The sequence below is a fragment of the Paenibacillus sp. FSL H8-0260 genome (assembly GCF_045040625.1).
GTDB classification, from domain to species: domain Bacteria; phylum Bacillota; class Bacilli; order Paenibacillales; family Paenibacillaceae; genus Paenibacillus_AQ; species Paenibacillus_AQ odorifer.
Genome location: NZ_CP150298.1, coordinates 2,137,142 through 2,156,213 on the forward strand (window position 1 = coordinate 2,137,142; position 19,072 = coordinate 2,156,213).

Below are 19,072 nucleotides of genomic sequence, written 5' to 3' on the forward strand. Positions count from 1 at the left end.
GAACGTATGTTTGGTTATAATACAAACAAACGTTCTTATTTTGGAAGGCTATCAACTTGCAAATGCAGATTGGTCAAACCGTTGAAATTGTTTACTTAGATAAAGTCGGCAAGATTACTCAGCGTAAAATTGAAGTTAAAGGCATAAAGGATGGGAAGATTCGTGCGACATGCTTAAATACAGGAGCGCCAAGAGTGTTTCTAATGGTAAATATATTAGCTTGGCAAACAAGTGATAAAGGAGCAATTGCATGAAGCCATTAACGGATAAAGAAAAAGAAATACTCAGATCATTAATTAAGATGATCGAAATCAATCACTATCCACCAACGTTACGTGAACTCGCTAAGGAGGTAGGGTTGTCATCTACAGCGGTAATTCACAGGCACCTGGAGCGACTAGAGAGCAAGGGGTACATACAGAGAGGTAAGAACTTACCACGAGCGTTAAGAGTTATTAAGGGAGTCGACGAAGAAAATGAAACCACAACAGCGTAAGAAACTTGAAGGTAATGGTCTTTGGGAGGGAAGTCGGATGATAATGCCTGAGCATAAAAATAGGATTCTGGACGATTCGCTGAAAGAAAAGGTGCGATCAAAGCCTGATTTAGATCCCCAAGCATTAGCTGAAATCTCGCAGGTAGTAGCTCAATCTTTAGAGGATTGCAGTCCGATCACGATTACATTGTTTGGGGAATATGAGTACAGATCCATCCATGGAATAGTCATGAGAGTCGATCGGCAGTTGAAACAGATTAAGTTCCATCATGATGGCGATTGGGAATGGATTAAACTAGAGGAAGTTATTGAGGCAATCACTTAATCGAGTGTCGCTTTATCTCGTATTAAGCTAACGGGCAGGATTGCGTGGAGAGCCAACAAGTAAATATTTACATTTAAAACGTATGTTCCAAAAATATATTATGGAACTTAATACATAGGAGGCCCATGTATATGATAAATCGAATTTCAACACCATTTAGTTATTCATCTGCTGTTGCGGCTGGTGACTATGTGTTTCTCGGATTACATCGGGGTTTTGGACAGAGCTTTACAGAACAGATTCACAATACTTTCTCACACTTAAAAGAGACTCTTAATCAACTTGATGTACAACTGGATAATGTTGTTAAGGTGAATGTATACCTAAAGTACATTAAGGACTTACCTGAAATGGAACAGGTTTTTTGTGAGTATTTTGAAAAGGATAAATTCCCTGCTAGAATGACATCTACGACAGAGTTTTTTGACTCTGATTGTCTTATGATGATTGACGGAATAGCATACAAAGGATTGAACTAACGAGAAACTTTTGTTCAACGCACGAAGAAGCAGCACGCGATCCGCAGTGCTTCTTTTTCATTAAGATATAGGGCAGGATTGATTCATTGCTTCGCGAATAACTTAACTAAGGAACTAGCCCAATATGGGAGGATTAAATGAGTATAGAAGATTATAAAAATAATGATGATTTACAACTGTATGATTCAGTTATAAAAAAACTAATAGTAGACCACGAAAACAAATCGATTGAGATTCACTTTTTAAAGGTAGTTGAGCGTGTTGACCGAGGTGAGCATAATTTCACATATAAGGTTAGGGAAGCAATTTTAACTTTCTCAGGTGTCGTTTACGCTAACTTGCCTTATTGTATGGAATTTGATGAATGGAGCGAATTTTATCGTTCTGCAATTGTTAAATCCTCAAGGATGCTTGAAAGAGTCCCTGAGCGAGCAAAATCAAACAAACTACTTCAACATATTTATTTAGGAATTGATAACGGAAACGAATATAACCAACAGGATATAGTCTGTTCAAGTTATTCAATGGAATTAGGACCAAACGAATATATTCTACATGATGATTTTGAATGGTTGTACGAAGAATAAGACGAATTGCTCGTTCAACTAACGAGAAACGATAGCGTAAAGAGCAGACTGCTAATGCAATCTGCTTTTTATATTGAAGTAACGGGCAGGATAGCTCAATCGTTTCTCGAATTCTTTTTGAGATGGGGTATTTACGAACTTCGTGATTAACGTTATGCGACATACAAACTAAAATATTTTGAAAATATATGGACGAGAAATTAATATTATACATCTAAGCAAAGAAAAGGAGATTAATTTATGAGTATTAAATTTAGAAAAGTAAGTGAGTTTAACCGTGGTTTAATCTTTGAATTGTTGACAGATGCTTACTTATTTGATTGCAGATATGAACAAAATTGTAGTGCGGATTGGCAGAAATTTGATAATTTCTTCTTTGATAATTTACAGATTGCAGATGAATGTGGGTTTATTACTACATTAAACGGTGAAGCAATTGGTTTTGTTTCATGGGACCCAAGAAATGTACCTGATTATGTGGAAATCGGACATAATTGTATTGCTATAAAACAAAAAAGCAATGGTTATGGTAAAATGCAGCTTCAAGAAGCTGTTAATAGAATCATAAAAAATGATGTTAGGAAAATTGTTGTAACTACTAATATCGACTTTATACCTGCTCAAAAAATGTATGAGAGTGTTGGATTCAAAATACATAAAAAAAGAAAAGTTGAGGGTTTTGTTAGAGAACATATAGATTATGTATATTCTTTAGAAGGTAGGAACTACAAATAACACCATAATCACGCATCGGAACATTCGGTAAAATTCATTACGCTAACGGGAAACGATAGCTCAATAAAGACAATAAGACCCTAAAACAATTATCTAATTAAAATGCCTCATCAGTATAATCACTGATGAGGCATTTTAATTAGATAATTTATACCTCCATTTCTTCCCATCCTGGTGGTAATGGATCCTCAGGTGCAGGTTCCAGATATTCAGGTAGTTCACTAATAAGTAATGGCTCGCCAATATCGAGCAAGACAGTTTGTGTTCCTTTAGCTATAACAATACCGATCTTGCCAATATGGAAACCGTCTTTGACACGTACGCGAAGTCCAAGCGTTAACTCTTCGATTTTCACTTCTTCCATCCCCTAAGGCAAATTTTCCTTACTTCGTAGTATTAATTCTCGTTGTTATATGAATATGGTCTTAACTGTTAAAGTCTGTATTTAATTACCGATAGACGTTTCGACATATAGCGACAGTAAATTCCAATAAACGGATTTAAAATGATTTAGGAGCAATATGCTCCCAATTGAAGTAGGGAAGTGCGGATTTCCGCACAGCCTACTCCTTGTTGTCTTGTACAACAATCCATTCGTGTAAATCTTCCATTCTGCAATCAAATATGAGAGATGCTGCATACTCATCTTCTGGCTTCATCACTCTCTCATTATTGCAAAAATGGGAGATGATACGTTTGGGCCGACCGGATCGTTTGGCGTACTCTGCTTGAGTCCAGCCTTTACTGTCGATCCAATCTTGGAGTAGACACCTTCCGCGAGTTACGCGCAAGCTGCCATGACTCCTTTCAGTTTAGGTTGCTGTTCGAGCGAATTATACCACAATACATAATGAGAGGAGTAATGAAATTGGTTAAAACTGTTTGTGCAATTGATATCTATGCTTTAGGGAAGATTAAAGCGGACTCTGCTTTTGTTCTTTGGCAACTTCAGACAGACAATACTTATTCAAATGAAAGCGCGGCGAGTGATATCGAGAATATTGTCAGAGAGATTATTGAATTTGAATTCAACCTCAATGAAAAATTTCTATTTGAGTCCAAAAATAATGAACTAATTCCTGCCCCTTTTTTGCCCCCTCGATAATGAAATGATATGAAGCTGCATGACATGACGTCTGCTATTTATAATAGAAGAAACACGATTTGAATAGATGTGAAAGCCAAAAATAATTAAGTTCGAGATGGAAGGTTCTATCGGTTAATAAGAGCGCTTATGAATGGAGGCTTGTCCTCCCAACGCTTATATTTCTTCAAAGCATCCGTAGATATTTTTCTACGGATGCTTTTTTATTGGCACAATTGAAAAAATCCCCGAATGCTCCGGGGACACACCTTTAATATTTTCAATTATCCATTTCCGGCAACGGCAATTCCACTGAAGGATCTGGCTCCCAGAGATGCCGTTCTAATCGCTGATGCTACAATGGTGTATTGGATCTGGCCGGTAAGCACATCGGTTGAAGGCGGATAGTCGACAGCGGTGATTCCAACCATTTCATATTGGGTCGTTGTATTATTAATGTTTCCGGGGTAGGTTGTACTAAAAATTAATATATTATTGCGGTAAATACTAAAAGTAACATCATTCTGAACTATAATGCTGACATCAACACTAAGTCTGGCAAAAGCATTCAATGTGACTCTCACTAAGCCTGCATTTGCAGGTGTAACATTTACTGTCTGAAGTCCAATGTCACCGAAAATTGCACTTGAACGAACTAAATTAAGACTTTGTGCATCCATAGTGCTGCCCTGTGAAATTCGCATATCAAGAAACTGTATACTCATCCTATTCACCTAACCTCTCATTGTAGATTTTATATTTTATGAGAGAAAAAATAGAATGGTGTGTAAGATACAAACAGATAGAGGGTTGATTATATGAAACGCTGCTGAAACCCAATTATAAACAGAACCCCCGCCAATCACTTGGCGGGGGTTCTTATATGGTATAGGTTACTATTTTGCCAGATCATTCACTTCTTTACTAAAAGCCTCTGAATATTGATTAAATTTACCTGCATCAAGTTTTAAGCTGTTGTCGTTTGCTTTTGGAGGTGTCTCCTGAATCTGTTTATATAAAAGATCAATTTCTGGGGAAAGCTTGGCCCATATTTTTTTTATAGAATCATACTTAATATCTAACTCGTTCATATATGTATCGTATACTTTTTTCTCTTCCATGGCTTTGCCAAGCTGTTCAATGGTAAAGTCAATGTCCATGCTCGCTCCTGTACTGCTTGTACCACTTCTAGTATATGAGATAACATCTACAAACCCAACATTCCAAATGTCAGCAATAACAAAATTGCTTATTTCTCTTAGCATTTTTTCAGGTGAGGGTGCTGTATCAGTTTTTGAGGAGATTTCCCCGAAATTAAATAAGTTTTTAGATTCGTTGATCGCTGTGTTTGCGTCCGTAGGGTTATTGTTATTTGTATTGCTACACCCTGAAAGAAGGATAATGGCGATAATACAAGATAAAACAAGCTGCTTTTTCAATATAGTTCCCCTCCATAATATAAGTAAAAAGTGTTGTATTACTATATTACGGTAAATTGTGGTAAAAGTTTTACATCTGAAGCAAATTTAAGACGGCGAAAAAGTGAACTCTTCGTATCCCGGAATAAATTCCAATAATTATGCAAAAAACCGAATAAAGGTCCTCCTAATATTACACGATGATTACAATAATCATGTAGATTCTTAATTCATCAGGATTAAGGAGGAAACACGAGCATTTTAAGATAACGAGGGTCCTTTATATCATGTAGATGCTGCTTTTTTCCGAAATAACCGCAAAAACGCGCAATTCTCCCCTTTGCCGCATTAAATTATGGATGATACACTGCTTAAAGTCACTAAATTGTAAGCGCTAAAAAAAGCTAGCTTACGATGTAACATTTGCTTTATACAAAAAATTGCTTACTAAGTAAGCCTTAAGGAGGAGAGATATGGATGTTCTCAGGCAACTGCGCGGTTATTATCGGGAGAAGCTGCATTTTCTGATTCTTTCGATTATATGTTTGGCCGCTGCAACTGCAGTGGGGCTGATTACCCCCAATTTGTTAAGAAAGCTGATCGATGAAGTTATTGTGCCACTTAAGTTTACAGAGGTGCCAGTGCTCGCATTGAGCGTGTTAGCTGTAGTAATAGTAAAAGCATGCCTGCAGTTTGCACATGGATTTTTTGGAGGACGGCTAGGTAACTTTCTTGCATACCGGCTGCGTAATGCTTGTTATGAGAAGCTGCAATTCCTATCTTTCCGTTATTATGATACCGCGAAAACGGGAGATTTGATGTCCCGGCTAACCGGAGATTTGGAAGCGATTCGTAACTTTATCGGTTTCGGTTTTGCTCAGCTGCTGAATGTCTTTTTTATGGTCATTTTTGGTTCGATTATGATGTTCTCACTCAATTGGCAGCTTACTCTAGTAACTTTGATTACGATGCCCATCCTGGCGTTTATTGCGCTAAAATTCGAGTCTAAGATACACCCGGCCTTTCAAGAGATGCGTCTTGCACTCAGTTCTCTGACAACGGCTGTACAAGAGAATATCACGGGTGTGCGCACCGTCAAATCATTTGCGAGAGAGGCTCATGAAGTAGAGAAATTCTCACACCGCAACGAACGTTATAAGAATAACCAGATTTTTGCCGCTGAGCTCTGGAGTAAGTTTTTTCCGGCGATGGAGTTTTTAGCATCGATCAGTGCAGCTATTCTGCTTGGAGTAGGCGGAACGTTAGTTATTAAGGGGAAAATGTCACTAGGTGAACTGGTTGCTTTTTTCAGCTTAATTTGGTACATCATTGGACCGATTTGGGGTCTTGGATTCCATATTAATAACTATACACAATCCAAAGCATCGGGAGAACGTGTATTGGAAGTACTTAATCAGAATATTGATGTGAAGGATAAAGAGAACGCCCGTGAACTGGTACCTTCTGAGGTTAAAGGAGATGTAGCGTTTAATCACGTCACATTTGCTTATGGGAACAAAATGCCTGCGGTTACAGACATTGATTTTGAGGCCAAATCTGGTGCGGTTATAGGGTTCCTTGGAGGTACGGGCTCTGGTAAATCGACCATTACACAGCTGATGATGCGTGCTTATGACGTTAATGAAGGCAGCATCACACTGGATGGGATGGACATCAGAGAATACAATGTTCGCAGCTTGCGTTCACAGATTGCAACGGTCTTTCAGGAAACCTTCCTGTTCTCCTCCTCAATTCGCAACAACATCTCCTATGGGTTGAAAAATGTAAGCATGGAAGAAATTATCCGAGCTGCACAACTTGCCAAAGCCCATGATTTCATCATGGAGATGGAAGACGGTTATGACACTGTGGTGGGTGAGCGCGGAATGGGTCTTTCCGGTGGACAAAAGCAACGGATTGCCATCGCTAGAGCCCTGCTTAAGAATCCGCGGATTCTTATCCTCGATGATGCGACCAGCGCTGTCGATATGGAGACGGAGCACGAGATTCAAGCCGGATTCCAAGAGGTCATGAAGGGGCGCACTACACTTATTATTGCCCATCGGATCTCCTCCTTGCGCCATGCGGATCAAATTATCGTCATGAACGAAGGTCATGTACAGCAGCGTGGTACCCATAAAGAGCTAATTGAAGTGCCGGGTCCTTATCAGGATGTATACCGGATACAGTATGCTGATTATCTGGCCAGAGCGACCGGAAGAGGGGAGGAGTGAGGCATATGAAACTTGAAGCCAAACCAATGACCGCTACGGGAGCAAAAAATAAAGCAGCCGAGCAGCAAGAGCTGGATGAACGTTTTGTATACAAAGATGATGATGTCATCGATAAGGCTTTTGACTGGAAGCAATTCACCAGACTGTTCGGGTACATGAAGCCTTATGCAAAGCAGATGCTTCCATTGGTGTCCATCATGATGATTCTGGGAACCATCACGAAGTTGACCGTCCCGTTCCTAACAAGTTTAGCCATTGACCGTGCAATTGCGCCAAAGGTAGGGAATCCCAGCTTATCACTGCTTTATTCGCTTACAGCAGGGGTAATCGTCTTATATCTGATTCAATGGATTGCGGGAGTGTACCGGATTAAATATACGAACATCATAGGCCAAAGAGTGATTTATGATTTGCGCTCAGATTTGTTCAAGCATATTCAGAAGCTCTCCTTTAACTTCTTTGATAAACGTCCGGCAGGCTCGGTATTAGTACGGGTAACCAATGATATCAACTCTCTGCAGGATCTGTTCACAAACGGGGTTGTCAATCTGATGATTGACTGCGTGCAGCTTATGGGGATTACCATTATTCTGCTGGTGATTAACTGGAAGCTAGGTCTTGCAGTAATGGTTACGGTTCCTATTATGTTCTTTGTTTCAACTAAGCTGCGCCAAAAGATTCGGATCGCTTGGCAGGATGTGCGGATGAAGAACTCCAGAATTAATTCTCATTTAAATGAATCGATTCAGGGAATCAGAGTCACACAAGCCTACACCCAAGAACAAGAAAATATGAATTATTTCGATGTTATGAATACCGACAGCAAAAAATCCTGGAACAAAGCCTCTGCGATGAACCAGGCGTTCGGTCCGATTATTGAGGTCACAGGTGGTTTTGGAACAATGATCCTCTTTTGGCTGGGGGCTTATCTGATCCAATCTGGAGAACTCACAGTAGGTATGCTGGTAGCATTCAGTTCTTATGTCAGCAACTTCTGGGACCCGATTAATCGCCTTGGGCAGATGTACAATCAGCTGCTTGTGGCAATGGCTTCCTCGGAACGGATCTTTGAATATTTGGATGAGCAACCGGCGGTGCAAGATAATCCTGGTGCTAAGCCAATGGGAACGATTCGTGGGGATATTAACTTTGAAAAGGTCATTTTTGAATATGAAAAAGGCCGGGCTGCACTAAAAGGTATTGATCTGGATGTAAAAGCAGGACAGTCGATCGCGCTCGTAGGTCATACAGGTTCTGGTAAAAGTACGATCATTAACCTGATTGGCCGATTCTATGATATTAAGAGCGGCCGAATCACGATAGACGGTGAAGATATCCGCGGAGTTACATTAGACAGCCTGCGAAGGCAGATCGGAATCGTGCTGCAAGATACCTTTATTTTCTCGGGAACGATTCGGGATAATATCCGTTTTGGCCGTCTGGAGGCTACAGATGAAGAAGTGGAAAATGCCGCAAAAGCCGTGGATGCCCATGACTTTATCATGAAGCTGCCCGGAGGGTATGAGACTGAGGTGGAAGAGCGCGGCAGCGCATTGTCGATGGGACAACGTCAGCTGCTCTCCTTCGCCCGGGCGCTTTTGGCAAATCCGCGGATACTAATCCTGGATGAGGCAACTGCCAGCATTGATACGGAGACGGAGCTGAAGATCCAGGAGGCACTCAAAATCCTGCTTCAAGGCCGAACCTCCTTTATCGTAGCGCACAGACTCTCTACCATCCGTCATGCGGATAAAATAGTCGTCCTCGATCACGGAGAGATTAAAGAAGAAGGAAACCATCATGAATTGACATCCCGTGATGGGGTATACAACGGTCTGATCGAAGCGCAATTCCGCTTCCTATAGACCGACAGAACAGAACAGAACAGAAGAGAACACGACAGAACACAACAACAGCTCATTCCCTTTGCTTAGGCAAATGGGGGTGAGCTGTTGTTATAGGGATATAGGATGTAGAAAATAATGGTTGGTAGATCAGAGAAGAACGGAAGAACGGAAGAACGGAAGAACGGAAGAACGGAAGAACGGAAGAACGGAAGAACGGCAGAACGGAAGAACGGAAGAACGGAAGAACGGAAGAACGGAAGAACGGAAGAACGGAAGAACGAAAGAACGGAAGAACGGAAGAACGGAAGAACGAAAGAACGGAAGAACGGAAGAACGGCAGAACAGCAGAACGGCAGAACAGCAGAACGGCAGAATGTCAGAACGGAAGAACAGCAGAACAGCAGAACAGCAGAATGGCAGAATGGCAGAACGGAAGAATGGAAGAACAGCAGAACAGCAGAATGGCAGAACGGAAGAACGGAAGAACGGCAGAACAGCAGGACGGCAGAAAATAATATAGCAGGGTAAGATTTCTATTCAGTTACTTAGGGCGTTTGGATACCCTGCCCGTCACACGCAGCTCAAACATTTGTGCACAAATATCTTGATGCCATTGTAGATCAGCTGTCTGTTCCGCTAATAGGATTTCATTTTGTAATCGGGCCATCTCATAGCAGTAGGTAGCGTTAATTTGCAGGCACTGCTGTTGCTCCGTTTCCTCAGCAGCAGTAAGCTGCCGTCTACGGCTTAGGGTGAACAACTCGGCAAGGCGTTCATGGACAGGAAGCATGCTTTTTTCCTCCTACAGCATTTTAAAACCACATATTAGTCTCGCCATGAGAAGAGAAATTCAAACGTTACGTCAGATAATGAAATTGAGGGGCCTTACTATGTTGAGGGTAGAAGGAACTATCTTCGAAGTCAGAAGGAAACAATAGAGGTGAGAGAGGTGAGAGAGGTGAAAATCGAGGAATGTTTAGGAGTAATCTGGAAACCAATCTTTAGTTGCAGTTTGTACAATAGAAACCATCATTCTCGTTATAAAAATACTGTTAATTGCACTTTGTGCAGCTATTTTCGAGAAATGTGCTTATAAAGAGCATTTTCCTTAATTCTAGTTGCACAAAGTACAACTAAATCACAATTCAGCTCGCTAGACGTGGATTTAGTTGCACAAAGTACAACTAAATCACAATTCAGCTCGCAAGACGTGGATTTAGTTGCACAAAGTACAACTAAATCACAATTCAGCTCGCAAGACGTGGATTAGTTGCACAAAGTACAACTAAATCACAATTCAGCTCGCAAGACGTGGATACTGTTGCACAAAGTACAACTAAATCAGAATTCAGCCTGGTAGACGTGGGTTCTGTTGCACAAAGTACAACTAAAAAATCCCCCGTAGTCAAACCGGGGGATTTAGTGTACGAACAGCAGCTCTTAACCTTCTGCTAAGCAACGCAGGACCTCAAGAAACGCCCTAGTCCATGTAGATTTCCACAATCGTAACGTTACGTTCGCGGGCTAGATCGACAAATAATCCATCGATCTTTACCAGCGGACGGAAAATATCAACTGGATTGTTCATGATAATCACACCTGTATCACCCGTGTTCAGTAATACTCGCTTGCCGATAAAGTTGGGCATTAAATGCTGTATAAAGGCTTGAACCGTTCTGCCGTTCAGCTTACCAAAGCTGAGGTCATTTAGTTCACGTAGGACAGAAATAAGCTCTTGCTTGGACTGATAGACGCGTTTAGAAGTCATCGCACTATAGATGTCAGCTACAGCAGCAATTTGCGCATAAGGATGAATCTCGGATTTGGTTAGCTTATTAGGATAGCCAGAACCGTCCTCACGTTCATGATGCTGTAGGGCTGCCAAGGCTGTATGTGAGTCATCCATCGAATTGCGGATAATTTCGTAGCCGTACTTAGTATGTAGTTTAACTTCTTCGAATTCTTCCGCGGTTAATTTTCCAGGCTTATTTAATAGAGCAGGTGAGATTCTACATTTTCCAATATCAATTAAATATCCAGCTCGTCCAATCTCATAGCATTCTTGTTTGGAATACCCAAGCCAGATTGCAATATAATAAGAGAGCATACCTACCTGCAAAGAGTGGTTGTAGGTATAATTATCTTCGCGATCGAGCAGAAGCAGCAGGGAGACTACATCCTTTTGCTTGTCCAACGATTGAAGCGAAGGCTGAAGAATGTCGTTAACCACGGATTGGTTAAAGCTTCCTTTTAATAGTGCTTCCATATAAAGATTCTCAAAGCCGTCAATCATGGTATCAAAACTAGTGGTCACCGTCTGAATAATTGAAGGTCTGCTTAATGGGGCAGGTTCTTCCACTAACGTCTGGATATCAACATAATCAACTCCATGCTGCATCAGCTTGGCGATATCATCTATCTGGAGCAGCGATCCCTTTGGTAATACATGCAGACCTCTTGAACTATAAGCGTCTGAGTTGAGGTGATTACCAGGTTTTAGATCCGAGACGTGTACTCTCAATGCCTATGCCACCTTTTATCCGATTTTATCCAGAATATCAACAAAGTGCAGATTTTTCAATGAAAAAGGAGTGAAGATTAATTGTAGAGGGAATCGGCAGCCTTTTGTTCAGAGCCTACCCAGTGCTGGCCTGATTCATTGATGTCTTTTTTCCAGATAGGGACGGTCTGTTTCAGCAGTTCAATGGCCAGACGACTAGCCTCGTAACAGGTATCGCGATGAGGGGTGGAGACAGCAATGATAACGCTTGCTTCCTTAAGACCAACAAGCCCAATGCGGTGGGAAATCGCGCAGCGTGCATTCAAGCGATTCTGTACCTCATCACCAATTTCTTTCAGCTTATTTAAGGCCATAGGAATATAGGCTTCATAGTCTAATGCTGTTGTGCGTTGTTCTCCGGTCATTTCGCGTGTAGTTCCTACAAATAATAGGGATGCTCCATGATTGGCATCGAGGACGGCATCCAGAAGCTTCTCAGCATTTAATGGCAGATCCGTTATGCTATAGAGGCCGTCAGGAGTGCTCTCATATAAAGAACCATTCTCTCCCCCGGAAACGGGAGGGATTAATGCAACTTCGGCAGACTCGGTGATGAGGGCTTCATCAGGTGCATATTCCCGGTCAATAGCGACCAAAGAAGTTCCAATTAGGGATGCTGCATCCGGATAAGAGGTTGAAAGGAGTTCTTTTAACTTCCCAGCGGTTAAGGGATTCTCCGTCGCATGAAAGGTCAGAGAAGATGAACCGATAATCTCAGCCAAACCCGCGAACAGGCGGATTGTGATATGCATACTTATTCACCTCTGAAATATGTTGTAATGTCTACAATATACCATAATGAGCCTGAAAATGTTATGCTAGGCTCTATAAGATCATGCATCGGCTGCGTCATTAAAGAGCGGCTCAACAGGTAGGAGGAATGTTGCTAATGGGGCATGTGCCGCAAAGACTGACCATACTTCATACCAATGATATACATAGCCATTTCGAAATGGTGAGTCCATTGGCAGCAGAAATCGGGAGACAAAGAGCTGCAGCGGGAGAAGAGCCTGTGCTGCTGCTGGATATTGGCGATCATATGGATCGTGCAGCCGTAGAGACAGAAGGAACTATGGGTCAGGCTAACATTGATGTACTTAATTTAACAGGATATGATGCTGTAACCATCGGTAATAATGAGGGGTTAACATTCTCACAGGAGATGTTATCCTCTATTTTCTCCGGGTTACAGTGTCCAGTGGTATGCTGTAATTTTGTGGAGACTGCAACAGGGGAACCTCCCCACTGGATGAAGCGTCATGCCATCTTGGAGAAGGACGGAATCAGAATAGGAGTGACTGGAGCGACAGCGGCATTTACTTCGTTTTATTCCTTGCTGGGCTGGGATGCTCTGGATCCCGAGACAACCCTTCGGGAACAATGCCTTCTTCTAGCTCCTCAGGTGGACATTCTAATCATCCTTTCTCATTTGGGGCTTCCCGCAGATCGAATTCTGGCAGAGCGGCTGGAAGGTGTGCATGCTATTCTAGGTGGACATACACATCATATGCTGGAAGAACCGCTCATGATTAACGGAACAGCTGTATGTGGAGCCGGGAAATTCGGGCGTTACCTCGGGCGGCTTCAATTTGAGCGGAGAGAGGGACAACCTGGATTCAGCCTGGTGGCGGGTGAATGTATTCCGATTGACCCAGGACTGAAGGAAGAGATTGTAGGTCCTGCCGCTACTATTCATTTGGAGCGTGGTCGTGAGGCTCTTCAGCAGACCGTTGCGATCACAGATCGTGAGCTTCCTTTGAATTTGCAGGGAGAATCCCCTTTTGGCAATCTTTTAGCCCAAGCTGTACGTAGATTTACAGGCACTAGTTTGTCGATAGTTAACACAGGTCAGCTTCTAGGACCTTTGCCTGAAGGGGAGGTTACAGCGGGAATGCTGCACGCCCTATGTCCTTCTCCCATTAACACCTGCGTAATCAAGCTGAAAGGCCTAGATATTCGCATAGCTTTGGAGCAGAGTCTTACTGAAGAATTTTATAATAAGGTGATTTTTGGGTATGGCTTTCGCGGGAATTATCTGGGCAGCTTAGCAGTAGATGGGATAAAAATCTTGTACGATCCGCAGAAGATACCGTATGATAACAATATTGCAGTTTTTGTCGAAGGAAACCCGCTGGAGGATGATAAAGAGTATAATGTTGGTACGCTGGACATGTTTACTTTCCGTGCAGGCTATGAGACGATCGCCAATGGGAAGGATCCTGTATTTTTGCTGCCTCATTTTTTACGCGACCTGCTTGGGATGGAATTGCAGCGTCCGGACAGTCTTGATGAATGCATGCTCACTCGGTGGGAGATCAAGTCTGAGTAAACCTGCAGCTCAAAGATATACTTTTTGATTCCATTTAAACAGTGCTAGATTCCCGAAAAATAGGAGGAGATTATGGACACGATTACAGCTATTATTTTAGCAATTGTCGAAGGGATCACTGAATTTATTCCTGTTTCTTCTACAGGACACATGATCTTGACCTCGAAGCTTCTGGGCTTTGATGAGCAGGATTCGATTATGAAGACTTATGAAATCGTTATTCAGCTAGGGGCAATATTGGCGATTGCGCTTGTTTACCGCGAGCGTGTGCTTAATTTGCTGGGCATTGGGCGTAAGAACTCAGGAAGAGGCGGTGTGATGCCGGCGTCTCGTTTGAACTTAATCCATGTAATACTTGGGATTGCCCCAGCACTAGCTGTGGCATTTTTTGCCCGCGATTTTATAAAAAGTCTCTTTGGAGCCACGACTGTTCTTTGGGCGCTTGTCGCCGGCGGGATTCTAATGATTATCGCAGAATGGGTAAACAGACGCAAAATTAGAATTACAGCGCATGAGCTGGACGATCTTTCTTACGGACAGGCGCTGGCTATCGGGATGTATCAGATTATTTCAGTGCTGTGGCCAGGATTTTCCCGTTCGGGATCTACGATCTCCGGAGGGATGTTAAGTGGGGTTAGTTATAAAGCTTCTGCGGATTTCTCCTTCCTTATAGCCATTCCTATTATGTGTGCGGCTTCCGGATATGAAATGTTGGATTCTTATAAGAACTTTACTAGTGAAACGATTGGCTATTTTGTAATTGGATTTCTGATTTCTTTTGTAGTGGCTTATGTAGTGGTTATTTTGTTTATGAAATTGATTCAAAAGATTAGATTGACGCATTTCGCGATCTACAGATTTATTCTTGCTGCTATATTCTGGTTGTTTATTATGCGTTAATGCCCATAGGCAAAGACCTAGACACACCCGATGTTCTTCATGGTGCACCTGTCTGATCTCTACATAAACGGTATAGACAAAGCGTGTGACCCAAGGATTTCAAAACAGAATAGCATTTTACCGTTAAAGGCAGGAGTGAGCTAAGTGCGTTTAGTATCCGTGAATCAGCTTCAAGCAGGCATGAAATTAGGTAAAAAAATATATAATGATGAAGGTCTAACTCTCCTCGCGGATGGGGTGGAGCTTACTGATGCATTGATCAAGAGGCTTTCAAGAATTGACATCGGTTATATTTACATAGAGGACTCTGTCACGGACGATGTTGAGATTATAGGTATGCTTCAAGATGAGACACGTAATCAGGCACTGAAGGTGATTCGTAATCAGTTTCAGCAAATGACAGGCGCTTCAGGAATAAGCAAGGGATTCTACCATCTGGATAAAAAATTCTCAAAGATCATGGATAGCATCCTGGATGATTTGTCTTTACAAGAAGATCCGATGATCATGCTGCTTGATATGCACACCGCTGATAACTACTTGTACGTCCATTCCCTGAATGTCTGCTTGTACACTTTGGTGCTTGGCATTGCGCATGGGTACAGCAAAGAGGAGCTTCGAGTGATTGGTCTGGGTGCGCTGCTGCATGATATTGGCAAGACCCAAGTCCCGATAAAAATCATTCAAAAACCTGGTAAGCTCAGTGAAGATGAATTTCGCCATATGCAGGCACACACCGAGATCGGGTATCAGATTCTCAAGGAAGAACCGAATATCCCGCTGCTCGCGGCTCATTGTGCGCTTCAGCATCATGAACGCATTGACGGATCCGGATATCCGCGGGGATTAAAAGGACCTCAAATTCATGAATATGCCAAATGGTTGGGCGTGGCTGATTCCTACGATGCCATGACCTCCAACCGGGTCTACAAAAAGGCTATGCTGCCACATCAAGCCGTTGAGGCGCTTTATGTAGGTTCTGGTACATTGTATGAGCAGAAGCAGCTAGAGTTATTTAGAGATCGTGTGGCTATCTATCCTCTTGGTCTTACGGTGAAGCTCAGTACGGGTGAAAGTGGAGTTGTTGTCAAAATAGACCCAAGTACGCCTCACAGACCGATTGTACGTGTGCTTACAGGGCCTGAAGGAGAAAAAGTAGTACCGTTCGAAAGGGATCTAGGAAAAGCCCTCTCCGTTGTTATCGTTGACGTCGCAGATCAAGGCGATTCTGTGGGAACGCCAAAATATTTATCATAGCAGCGAAGAGAGAAGATTAGGCTTGTCCGCATAACTCGCGGAAGCCTATTTTTCGTCTCGCTGCTATTATTTTTTACAGTGAAAAAGCTTGTAAGGACAGTCTGAAAGACATCCGAAGTGCAGTTTTTCTGACTAACGTGGTATGATATAGGATAAGACACCGTTCAATCTTCATGATTATGGGTTAATAATAGGAATAAGATTTAAAGGAGCTAGTACAAATGAATGTTTTAAGACCATTAACATCTTCACCGAAGGAGCTGTCGCCAAGCTACGATCCGTGGGATCCCATTACTTCTTTACGTAAGCATGGACGCCATGTGCTAACGAGTGTGGAATTCACAGTAACCAATTTATGTAATATGCGGTGTGAACACTGTGCGGTAGGTGATAGTTTAACCTCTAGAGAAGGGGATATGCTGCCGCTTAAAAATATGTTGGACCGTTTAGATGAAGTAGAGCATCTGGAGACGATTAGTATTACCGGCGGAGAGCCTATGTTCTTGGCTGGTACGGTGGATAATATCATAGTGCCGCTCTTAAAGTATGCCAAAGAGCGGGGGATTAGATCGCAAATTAATTCTAATCTGACGATGCCGTATGCTCGATATGAAAAGCTGCTTCCGTATTTGGACGTTATGCATATTTCTTTTAATTATGTGAACGGAGACGATTTTCATGAAGTTGGTTTTGCCAACAGCGGGCATGCAGTTTCAAAAGAAAGTGCATATCGGTTATATAATGCAATGATTGAGAATTCTCGACGGCTAAGTGAGGATGGTATGCTAATTTCTGCGGAAACTATGATTAATTACCGTACACATACTAAGCTGCCTGAAATTCATAAGTTGATTCTCGATATGGGCGCCAAACGGCATGAGGTACATCCTATGTACAACTCCAGTTTTGCTTCGGCTTTGCCAGTGTTGTCCTTGAATGAAATGCGGACGGCAATCCATAAACTACTGGATACCCGTGATCCGGAGATTTGGATGCTGTTTGGGACCCTTCCGTTTTTTGCTTGCAGCTTCCTGGAAGAAGATCAGAAGCTGATAAGCAGAATGCGCGCCGAGAAGAATGTTACCCTTCGCAATGATCCGGATGGCCGGAATCGAGTGAACGTAAACATGTTTACTGGCGATGTTTTTGTTACAGATTTCGCTGATATCGCAGCCTTTGGCAACATCGAGAACCAAAAGCTGGATGATATATTTATCGATTGGCAGACTAAACACCCGCTGAACCAAAAGGTGAACTGCCACTGCGATGCAGCAGGCTGCTGCGGACCTAATCTGTTAGTGGCTGATATGTATTATCCGGAAGTTGACTTCAAAACTAGAAAAGCGATCAATCTGTAGAAATGAGGCGTTGTTAAGTGGTGCATACGGAATTTGAAGTAGGGAGATTATTGCTTAATCTTTTGCTGGTTCTGGTGCTCGTATTATTGAACGGTATTTTTGTAGCAGCGGAATTTTCATTAGTTAAGGTCAGGCAGTCCCGCCTGACCCAACTTGTCAGTGAAGGTAATAAAATGGCTGGATATGCTCTGAAAGTAAATAAGAGACTGGATTCCTATTTATCCGCCACTCAGTTTGGGATAACACTTGCGTCGCTGGGCTTAGGTTGGGTTGGAGAGCCTGCGATTTCTGAGTTGTTGGTCGAACCTTTAATGTACCAGATGGGGATCACCGATCATACCCTGATTTCTACCGTATCTGTGATTATTGGATTTTCGATCATTACATTTTTACATATTGTACTTGGGGAGCTTGCTCCTAAATCGCTCGCGATTCAAAGAACAGAAGGTTCGGCACTGTTGTTATCTGCACCCCTGATGTTCTTCTATAATGTGTTCATGCCTTTTATCTGGGTGCTGAACGCTTCAGCCAACGCGTTGCTTCGGTTAGTCGGTGTGGAGCCTGCAAATGAAAGTGAAGCAGCACACTCGGAAGAGGAAATACGTATTCTGATGAATCAGAGCGCCAAGAGTGGTGTCATTGACAAAGATGAAATGAAACTAATGGATAATATCTTTGAATTCTCAGATCTGCTTGCACGTGAAGTCATGCTGCCTCGTACAGATATGGATGTGCTTTACAGCAATCTTTCGTTAGAAGAAAATATGAAGATTATTACCGAAACGAGACATTCGCGTTATCCGGTTGCCCTGGAAGATAAAGACCGTATTATCGGTTTTATTCATATTACCGACCTGTTGTTTGCTCCCCCGGAGCAGCAGAATGACCTTACAACTCTGGTTCGGCCTATCCTTAACGTTCCGGAATCGATGGAGATCAGCCATACTCTTCGTTTTATGCAGAAGAATAAGGCTCAGCTGACGTTAGTTGTCGATGAATATGGCGGCACAGCAGGTTTGCTGACAGCAGAAGAGATTTTGGAAGAAATCGTAGGTGATTTACATGACGAGTTCGAAGATGAGCGTCCAAGTGTGGAACATAATGGGGAGTATATCTCTGTTGAGGGCCGGATGCTGATTGAGGATGTCAACGATCTTACGGGTGTTGTGATTGAAGACGATGAGGTGGATTCCATCGGCGGTTGGTTGTTTAAGGAGCTGGAGGGTAATCCAACCAAAGGAAAACGTGTCAAAGTAGAAGATGTTATTTTTGAAGTCGAGGAATCAACAAGATTGCGTATCACTAGAATTAATATCCACCGGGAACCACGTGTCGAGGACGAAGAAACCTCATCAGAACTGAATGAGGATAAAGAATAACCTATTAAAAATTGTAACGTATTGTTCCGGTTGATCAGGGATATAATGAACTCCTCCTGCAAGAGCTGTATGGCTCATGACAGG

Annotated in this window: 22 protein-coding genes; 15 read left to right on the forward strand and 7 right to left on the reverse strand. The window is 42.4% G+C overall.

All coding sequences use genetic code 11. The annotated features are described in order from the left end of the window. The first annotated feature begins 62 nt into the window (after positions 1 to 62). From MHI51_RS09260 to MHI51_RS09285, 6 genes are all read left to right on the forward strand, one after another. Positions 63 to 254, forward strand: coding sequence for a hypothetical protein (locus MHI51_RS09260; protein ID WP_342410911.1), 192 nt, complete (start codon positions 63 to 65; stop codon positions 252 to 254). Next, positions 251 to 496 carry a winged helix-turn-helix transcriptional regulator gene (locus tag MHI51_RS09265; protein ID WP_405173808.1) on the forward strand — a complete coding sequence of 82 codons (246 nt, stop codon included), beginning with the start codon at positions 251 to 253 and terminating at the stop codon, positions 494 to 496. The genes MHI51_RS09260 and MHI51_RS09265 overlap by 4 nt, the downstream gene beginning before the upstream one ends. Continuing rightward, positions 477 to 821, forward strand: coding sequence for a YolD-like family protein (locus MHI51_RS09270; protein WP_342409812.1), 345 nt, complete (start codon positions 477 to 479; stop codon positions 819 to 821). Before MHI51_RS09265 ends, MHI51_RS09270 begins: the two co-directional genes overlap by 20 nt. 131 nt (positions 822 to 952) lie before the next feature. Further along, complete coding sequence (locus tag MHI51_RS09275) at positions 953 to 1,300, forward strand: RidA family protein (RefSeq protein WP_342409811.1); 348 nt, start codon at positions 953 to 955, stop codon at positions 1,298 to 1,300. A 137-nt stretch (positions 1,301 to 1,437) separates the two neighbouring features. Further along, positions 1,438 to 1,887 (forward strand): hypothetical protein, encoded by a 450-nt coding sequence (locus MHI51_RS09280; RefSeq protein ID WP_405173809.1) that lies wholly within the window; start codon positions 1,438 to 1,440, stop codon positions 1,885 to 1,887. Positions 1,888 to 2,127: 240 nt separating this feature from the next. Then, complete coding sequence (locus MHI51_RS09285) at positions 2,128 to 2,622, forward strand: GNAT family N-acetyltransferase (RefSeq protein ID WP_342409809.1); 495 nt, start codon at positions 2,128 to 2,130, stop codon at positions 2,620 to 2,622. Between the two features lie 148 nt (positions 2,623 to 2,770). Here MHI51_RS09285 and MHI51_RS09290 read toward each other — a convergent pair whose 3' ends face one another. Beyond that, positions 2,771 to 2,977 carry a hypothetical protein gene (locus MHI51_RS09290; RefSeq protein WP_076303945.1) on the reverse strand — a complete coding sequence of 69 codons (207 nt, stop codon included), beginning with the start codon at positions 2,975 to 2,977 and terminating at the stop codon, positions 2,771 to 2,773. Between the two features lie 208 nt (positions 2,978 to 3,185). Then, entirely contained in the window at positions 3,186 to 3,413 is a 228-nt protein-coding gene (locus tag MHI51_RS09295; RefSeq protein ID WP_076144367.1) for a helix-turn-helix transcriptional regulator, read from the reverse strand. Positions 3,414 to 3,490: 77 nt separating this feature from the next. Between MHI51_RS09295 and MHI51_RS09300 the strand changes: the two genes are divergently transcribed. Continuing rightward, on the forward strand, positions 3,491 to 3,727 hold the full coding sequence (locus MHI51_RS09300; RefSeq protein WP_076104563.1) for a hypothetical protein: 237 nt from the start codon (positions 3,491 to 3,493) through the stop codon (positions 3,725 to 3,727). Positions 3,728 to 3,990: 263 nt separating this feature from the next. Here MHI51_RS09300 and MHI51_RS09305 read toward each other — a convergent pair whose 3' ends face one another. Together MHI51_RS09305 and MHI51_RS09310 are read right to left on the reverse strand one after the other, a co-directional pair. Then, complete coding sequence (locus MHI51_RS09305) at positions 3,991 to 4,431, reverse strand: hypothetical protein (protein WP_076191066.1); 441 nt, start codon at positions 4,429 to 4,431, stop codon at positions 3,991 to 3,993. Positions 4,432 to 4,602: 171 nt separating this feature from the next. After that, on the reverse strand, positions 4,603 to 5,145 hold the full coding sequence (locus MHI51_RS09310) for a hypothetical protein (RefSeq protein ID WP_341001878.1): 543 nt from the start codon (positions 5,143 to 5,145) through the stop codon (positions 4,603 to 4,605). Positions 5,146 to 5,597: 452 nt separating this feature from the next. Here MHI51_RS09310 and MHI51_RS09315 point away from each other — a divergent pair, with 452 nt between their 5' ends. From MHI51_RS09315 to MHI51_RS09325, 3 genes are all read left to right on the forward strand, one after another. Further along, complete coding sequence (locus tag MHI51_RS09315) at positions 5,598 to 7,358, forward strand: ABC transporter ATP-binding protein (protein ID WP_076219338.1); 1,761 nt, start codon at positions 5,598 to 5,600, stop codon at positions 7,356 to 7,358. 26 nt (positions 7,359 to 7,384) lie between these two features. Next, positions 7,385 to 9,223 carry an ABC transporter ATP-binding protein gene (locus tag MHI51_RS09320; RefSeq protein WP_036684176.1) on the forward strand — a complete coding sequence of 613 codons (1,839 nt, stop codon included), beginning with the start codon at positions 7,385 to 7,387 and terminating at the stop codon, positions 9,221 to 9,223. 117 nt (positions 9,224 to 9,340) lie between these two features. Further along, positions 9,341 to 9,733 carry a hypothetical protein gene (locus MHI51_RS09325; RefSeq protein ID WP_405173810.1) on the forward strand — a complete coding sequence of 131 codons (393 nt, stop codon included), beginning with the start codon at positions 9,341 to 9,343 and terminating at the stop codon, positions 9,731 to 9,733. A 13-nt stretch (positions 9,734 to 9,746) separates the two neighbouring features. Here MHI51_RS09325 and MHI51_RS09330 read toward each other — a convergent pair whose 3' ends face one another. The 3 genes from MHI51_RS09330 to MHI51_RS09340 form a co-directional block, all read right to left on the reverse strand. Beyond that, on the reverse strand, positions 9,747 to 9,995 hold the full coding sequence (locus tag MHI51_RS09330; protein WP_076124783.1) for a hypothetical protein: 249 nt from the start codon (positions 9,993 to 9,995) through the stop codon (positions 9,747 to 9,749). Between the two features lie 690 nt (positions 9,996 to 10,685). Further along, positions 10,686 to 11,726: an HD-GYP domain-containing protein gene (locus tag MHI51_RS09335; protein WP_076219643.1), complete on the reverse strand. Its 1,041-nt coding sequence runs from the start codon at positions 11,724 to 11,726 to the stop codon at positions 10,686 to 10,688. 77 nt (positions 11,727 to 11,803) lie between these two features. Next, positions 11,804 to 12,517 (reverse strand): molybdenum cofactor biosynthesis protein MoaE, encoded by a 714-nt coding sequence (locus MHI51_RS09340; RefSeq protein WP_076219642.1) that lies wholly within the window; start codon positions 12,515 to 12,517, stop codon positions 11,804 to 11,806. 137 nt (positions 12,518 to 12,654) lie between these two features. Between MHI51_RS09340 and MHI51_RS09345 the strand changes: the two genes are divergently transcribed. From MHI51_RS09345 to MHI51_RS09365, 5 genes are all read left to right on the forward strand, one after another. Further along, positions 12,655 to 14,094: a bifunctional UDP-sugar hydrolase/5'-nucleotidase gene (locus MHI51_RS09345; RefSeq protein WP_076187091.1), complete on the forward strand. Its 1,440-nt coding sequence runs from the start codon at positions 12,655 to 12,657 to the stop codon at positions 14,092 to 14,094. A 72-nt stretch (positions 14,095 to 14,166) separates the two neighbouring features. Next, entirely contained in the window at positions 14,167 to 14,994 is an 828-nt protein-coding gene (locus MHI51_RS09350) for an undecaprenyl-diphosphate phosphatase (protein WP_076124791.1), read from the forward strand. A 144-nt stretch (positions 14,995 to 15,138) separates the two neighbouring features. Continuing rightward, positions 15,139 to 16,251: an HD-GYP domain-containing protein gene (locus MHI51_RS09355; protein ID WP_076187093.1), complete on the forward strand. Its 1,113-nt coding sequence runs from the start codon at positions 15,139 to 15,141 to the stop codon at positions 16,249 to 16,251. A 221-nt stretch (positions 16,252 to 16,472) separates the two neighbouring features. Further along, complete coding sequence (gene yfkAB / locus MHI51_RS09360; protein ID WP_036684078.1) at positions 16,473 to 17,609, forward strand: radical SAM/CxCxxxxC motif protein YfkAB; 1,137 nt, start codon at positions 16,473 to 16,475, stop codon at positions 17,607 to 17,609. A 20-nt stretch (positions 17,610 to 17,629) separates the two neighbouring features. Continuing rightward, entirely contained in the window at positions 17,630 to 18,988 is a 1,359-nt protein-coding gene (locus MHI51_RS09365; protein WP_076135925.1) for a hemolysin family protein, read from the forward strand. Positions 18,989 to 19,072: the final 84 nt, after the last annotated feature.

What these genes read in the sequence shown, in the direction of transcription:
- MHI51_RS09260 (WP_342410911.1), top strand. Translation starts at nt 63, where the DNA reads ATGCAGATTGGTCAAACCGTTGAAATTGTTTACTTAGATAAAGTCGGC.
- MHI51_RS09285 (WP_342409809.1), top strand. Translation starts at nt 2,128, where the DNA reads ATGAGTATTAAATTTAGAAAAGTAAGTGAGTTTAACCGTGGTTTAATC.
- MHI51_RS09270 (WP_342409812.1), top strand. Translation starts at nt 477, where the DNA reads ATGAAACCACAACAGCGTAAGAAACTTGAAGGTAATGGTCTTTGGGAG.
- MHI51_RS09340 (WP_076219642.1), bottom strand. Translation starts at nt 12,517, where the DNA reads ATGCATATCACAATCCGCCTGTTCGCGGGTTTGGCTGAGATTATCGGT.
- MHI51_RS09280 (WP_405173809.1), top strand. Translation starts at nt 1,438, where the DNA reads ATGAGTATAGAAGATTATAAAAATAATGATGATTTACAACTGTATGAT.
- MHI51_RS09350 (WP_076124791.1), top strand. Translation starts at nt 14,167, where the DNA reads ATGGACACGATTACAGCTATTATTTTAGCAATTGTCGAAGGGATCACT.
- MHI51_RS09345 (WP_076187091.1), top strand. Translation starts at nt 12,655, where the DNA reads ATGGGGCATGTGCCGCAAAGACTGACCATACTTCATACCAATGATATA.
- MHI51_RS09305 (WP_076191066.1), bottom strand. Translation starts at nt 4,431, where the DNA reads ATGAGTATACAGTTTCTTGATATGCGAATTTCACAGGGCAGCACTATG.
- MHI51_RS09275 (WP_342409811.1), top strand. Translation starts at nt 953, where the DNA reads ATGATAAATCGAATTTCAACACCATTTAGTTATTCATCTGCTGTTGCG.
- yfkAB (WP_036684078.1), top strand. Translation starts at nt 16,473, where the DNA reads ATGAATGTTTTAAGACCATTAACATCTTCACCGAAGGAGCTGTCGCCA.
- MHI51_RS09325 (WP_405173810.1), top strand. Translation starts at nt 9,341, where the DNA reads ATGGTTGGTAGATCAGAGAAGAACGGAAGAACGGAAGAACGGAAGAAC.
- MHI51_RS09330 (WP_076124783.1), bottom strand. Translation starts at nt 9,995, where the DNA reads ATGCTTCCTGTCCATGAACGCCTTGCCGAGTTGTTCACCCTAAGCCGT.
- MHI51_RS09265 (WP_405173808.1), top strand. Translation starts at nt 251, where the DNA reads ATGAAGCCATTAACGGATAAAGAAAAAGAAATACTCAGATCATTAATT.
- MHI51_RS09315 (WP_076219338.1), top strand. Translation starts at nt 5,598, where the DNA reads ATGGATGTTCTCAGGCAACTGCGCGGTTATTATCGGGAGAAGCTGCAT.
- MHI51_RS09320 (WP_036684176.1), top strand. Translation starts at nt 7,385, where the DNA reads ATGACCGCTACGGGAGCAAAAAATAAAGCAGCCGAGCAGCAAGAGCTG.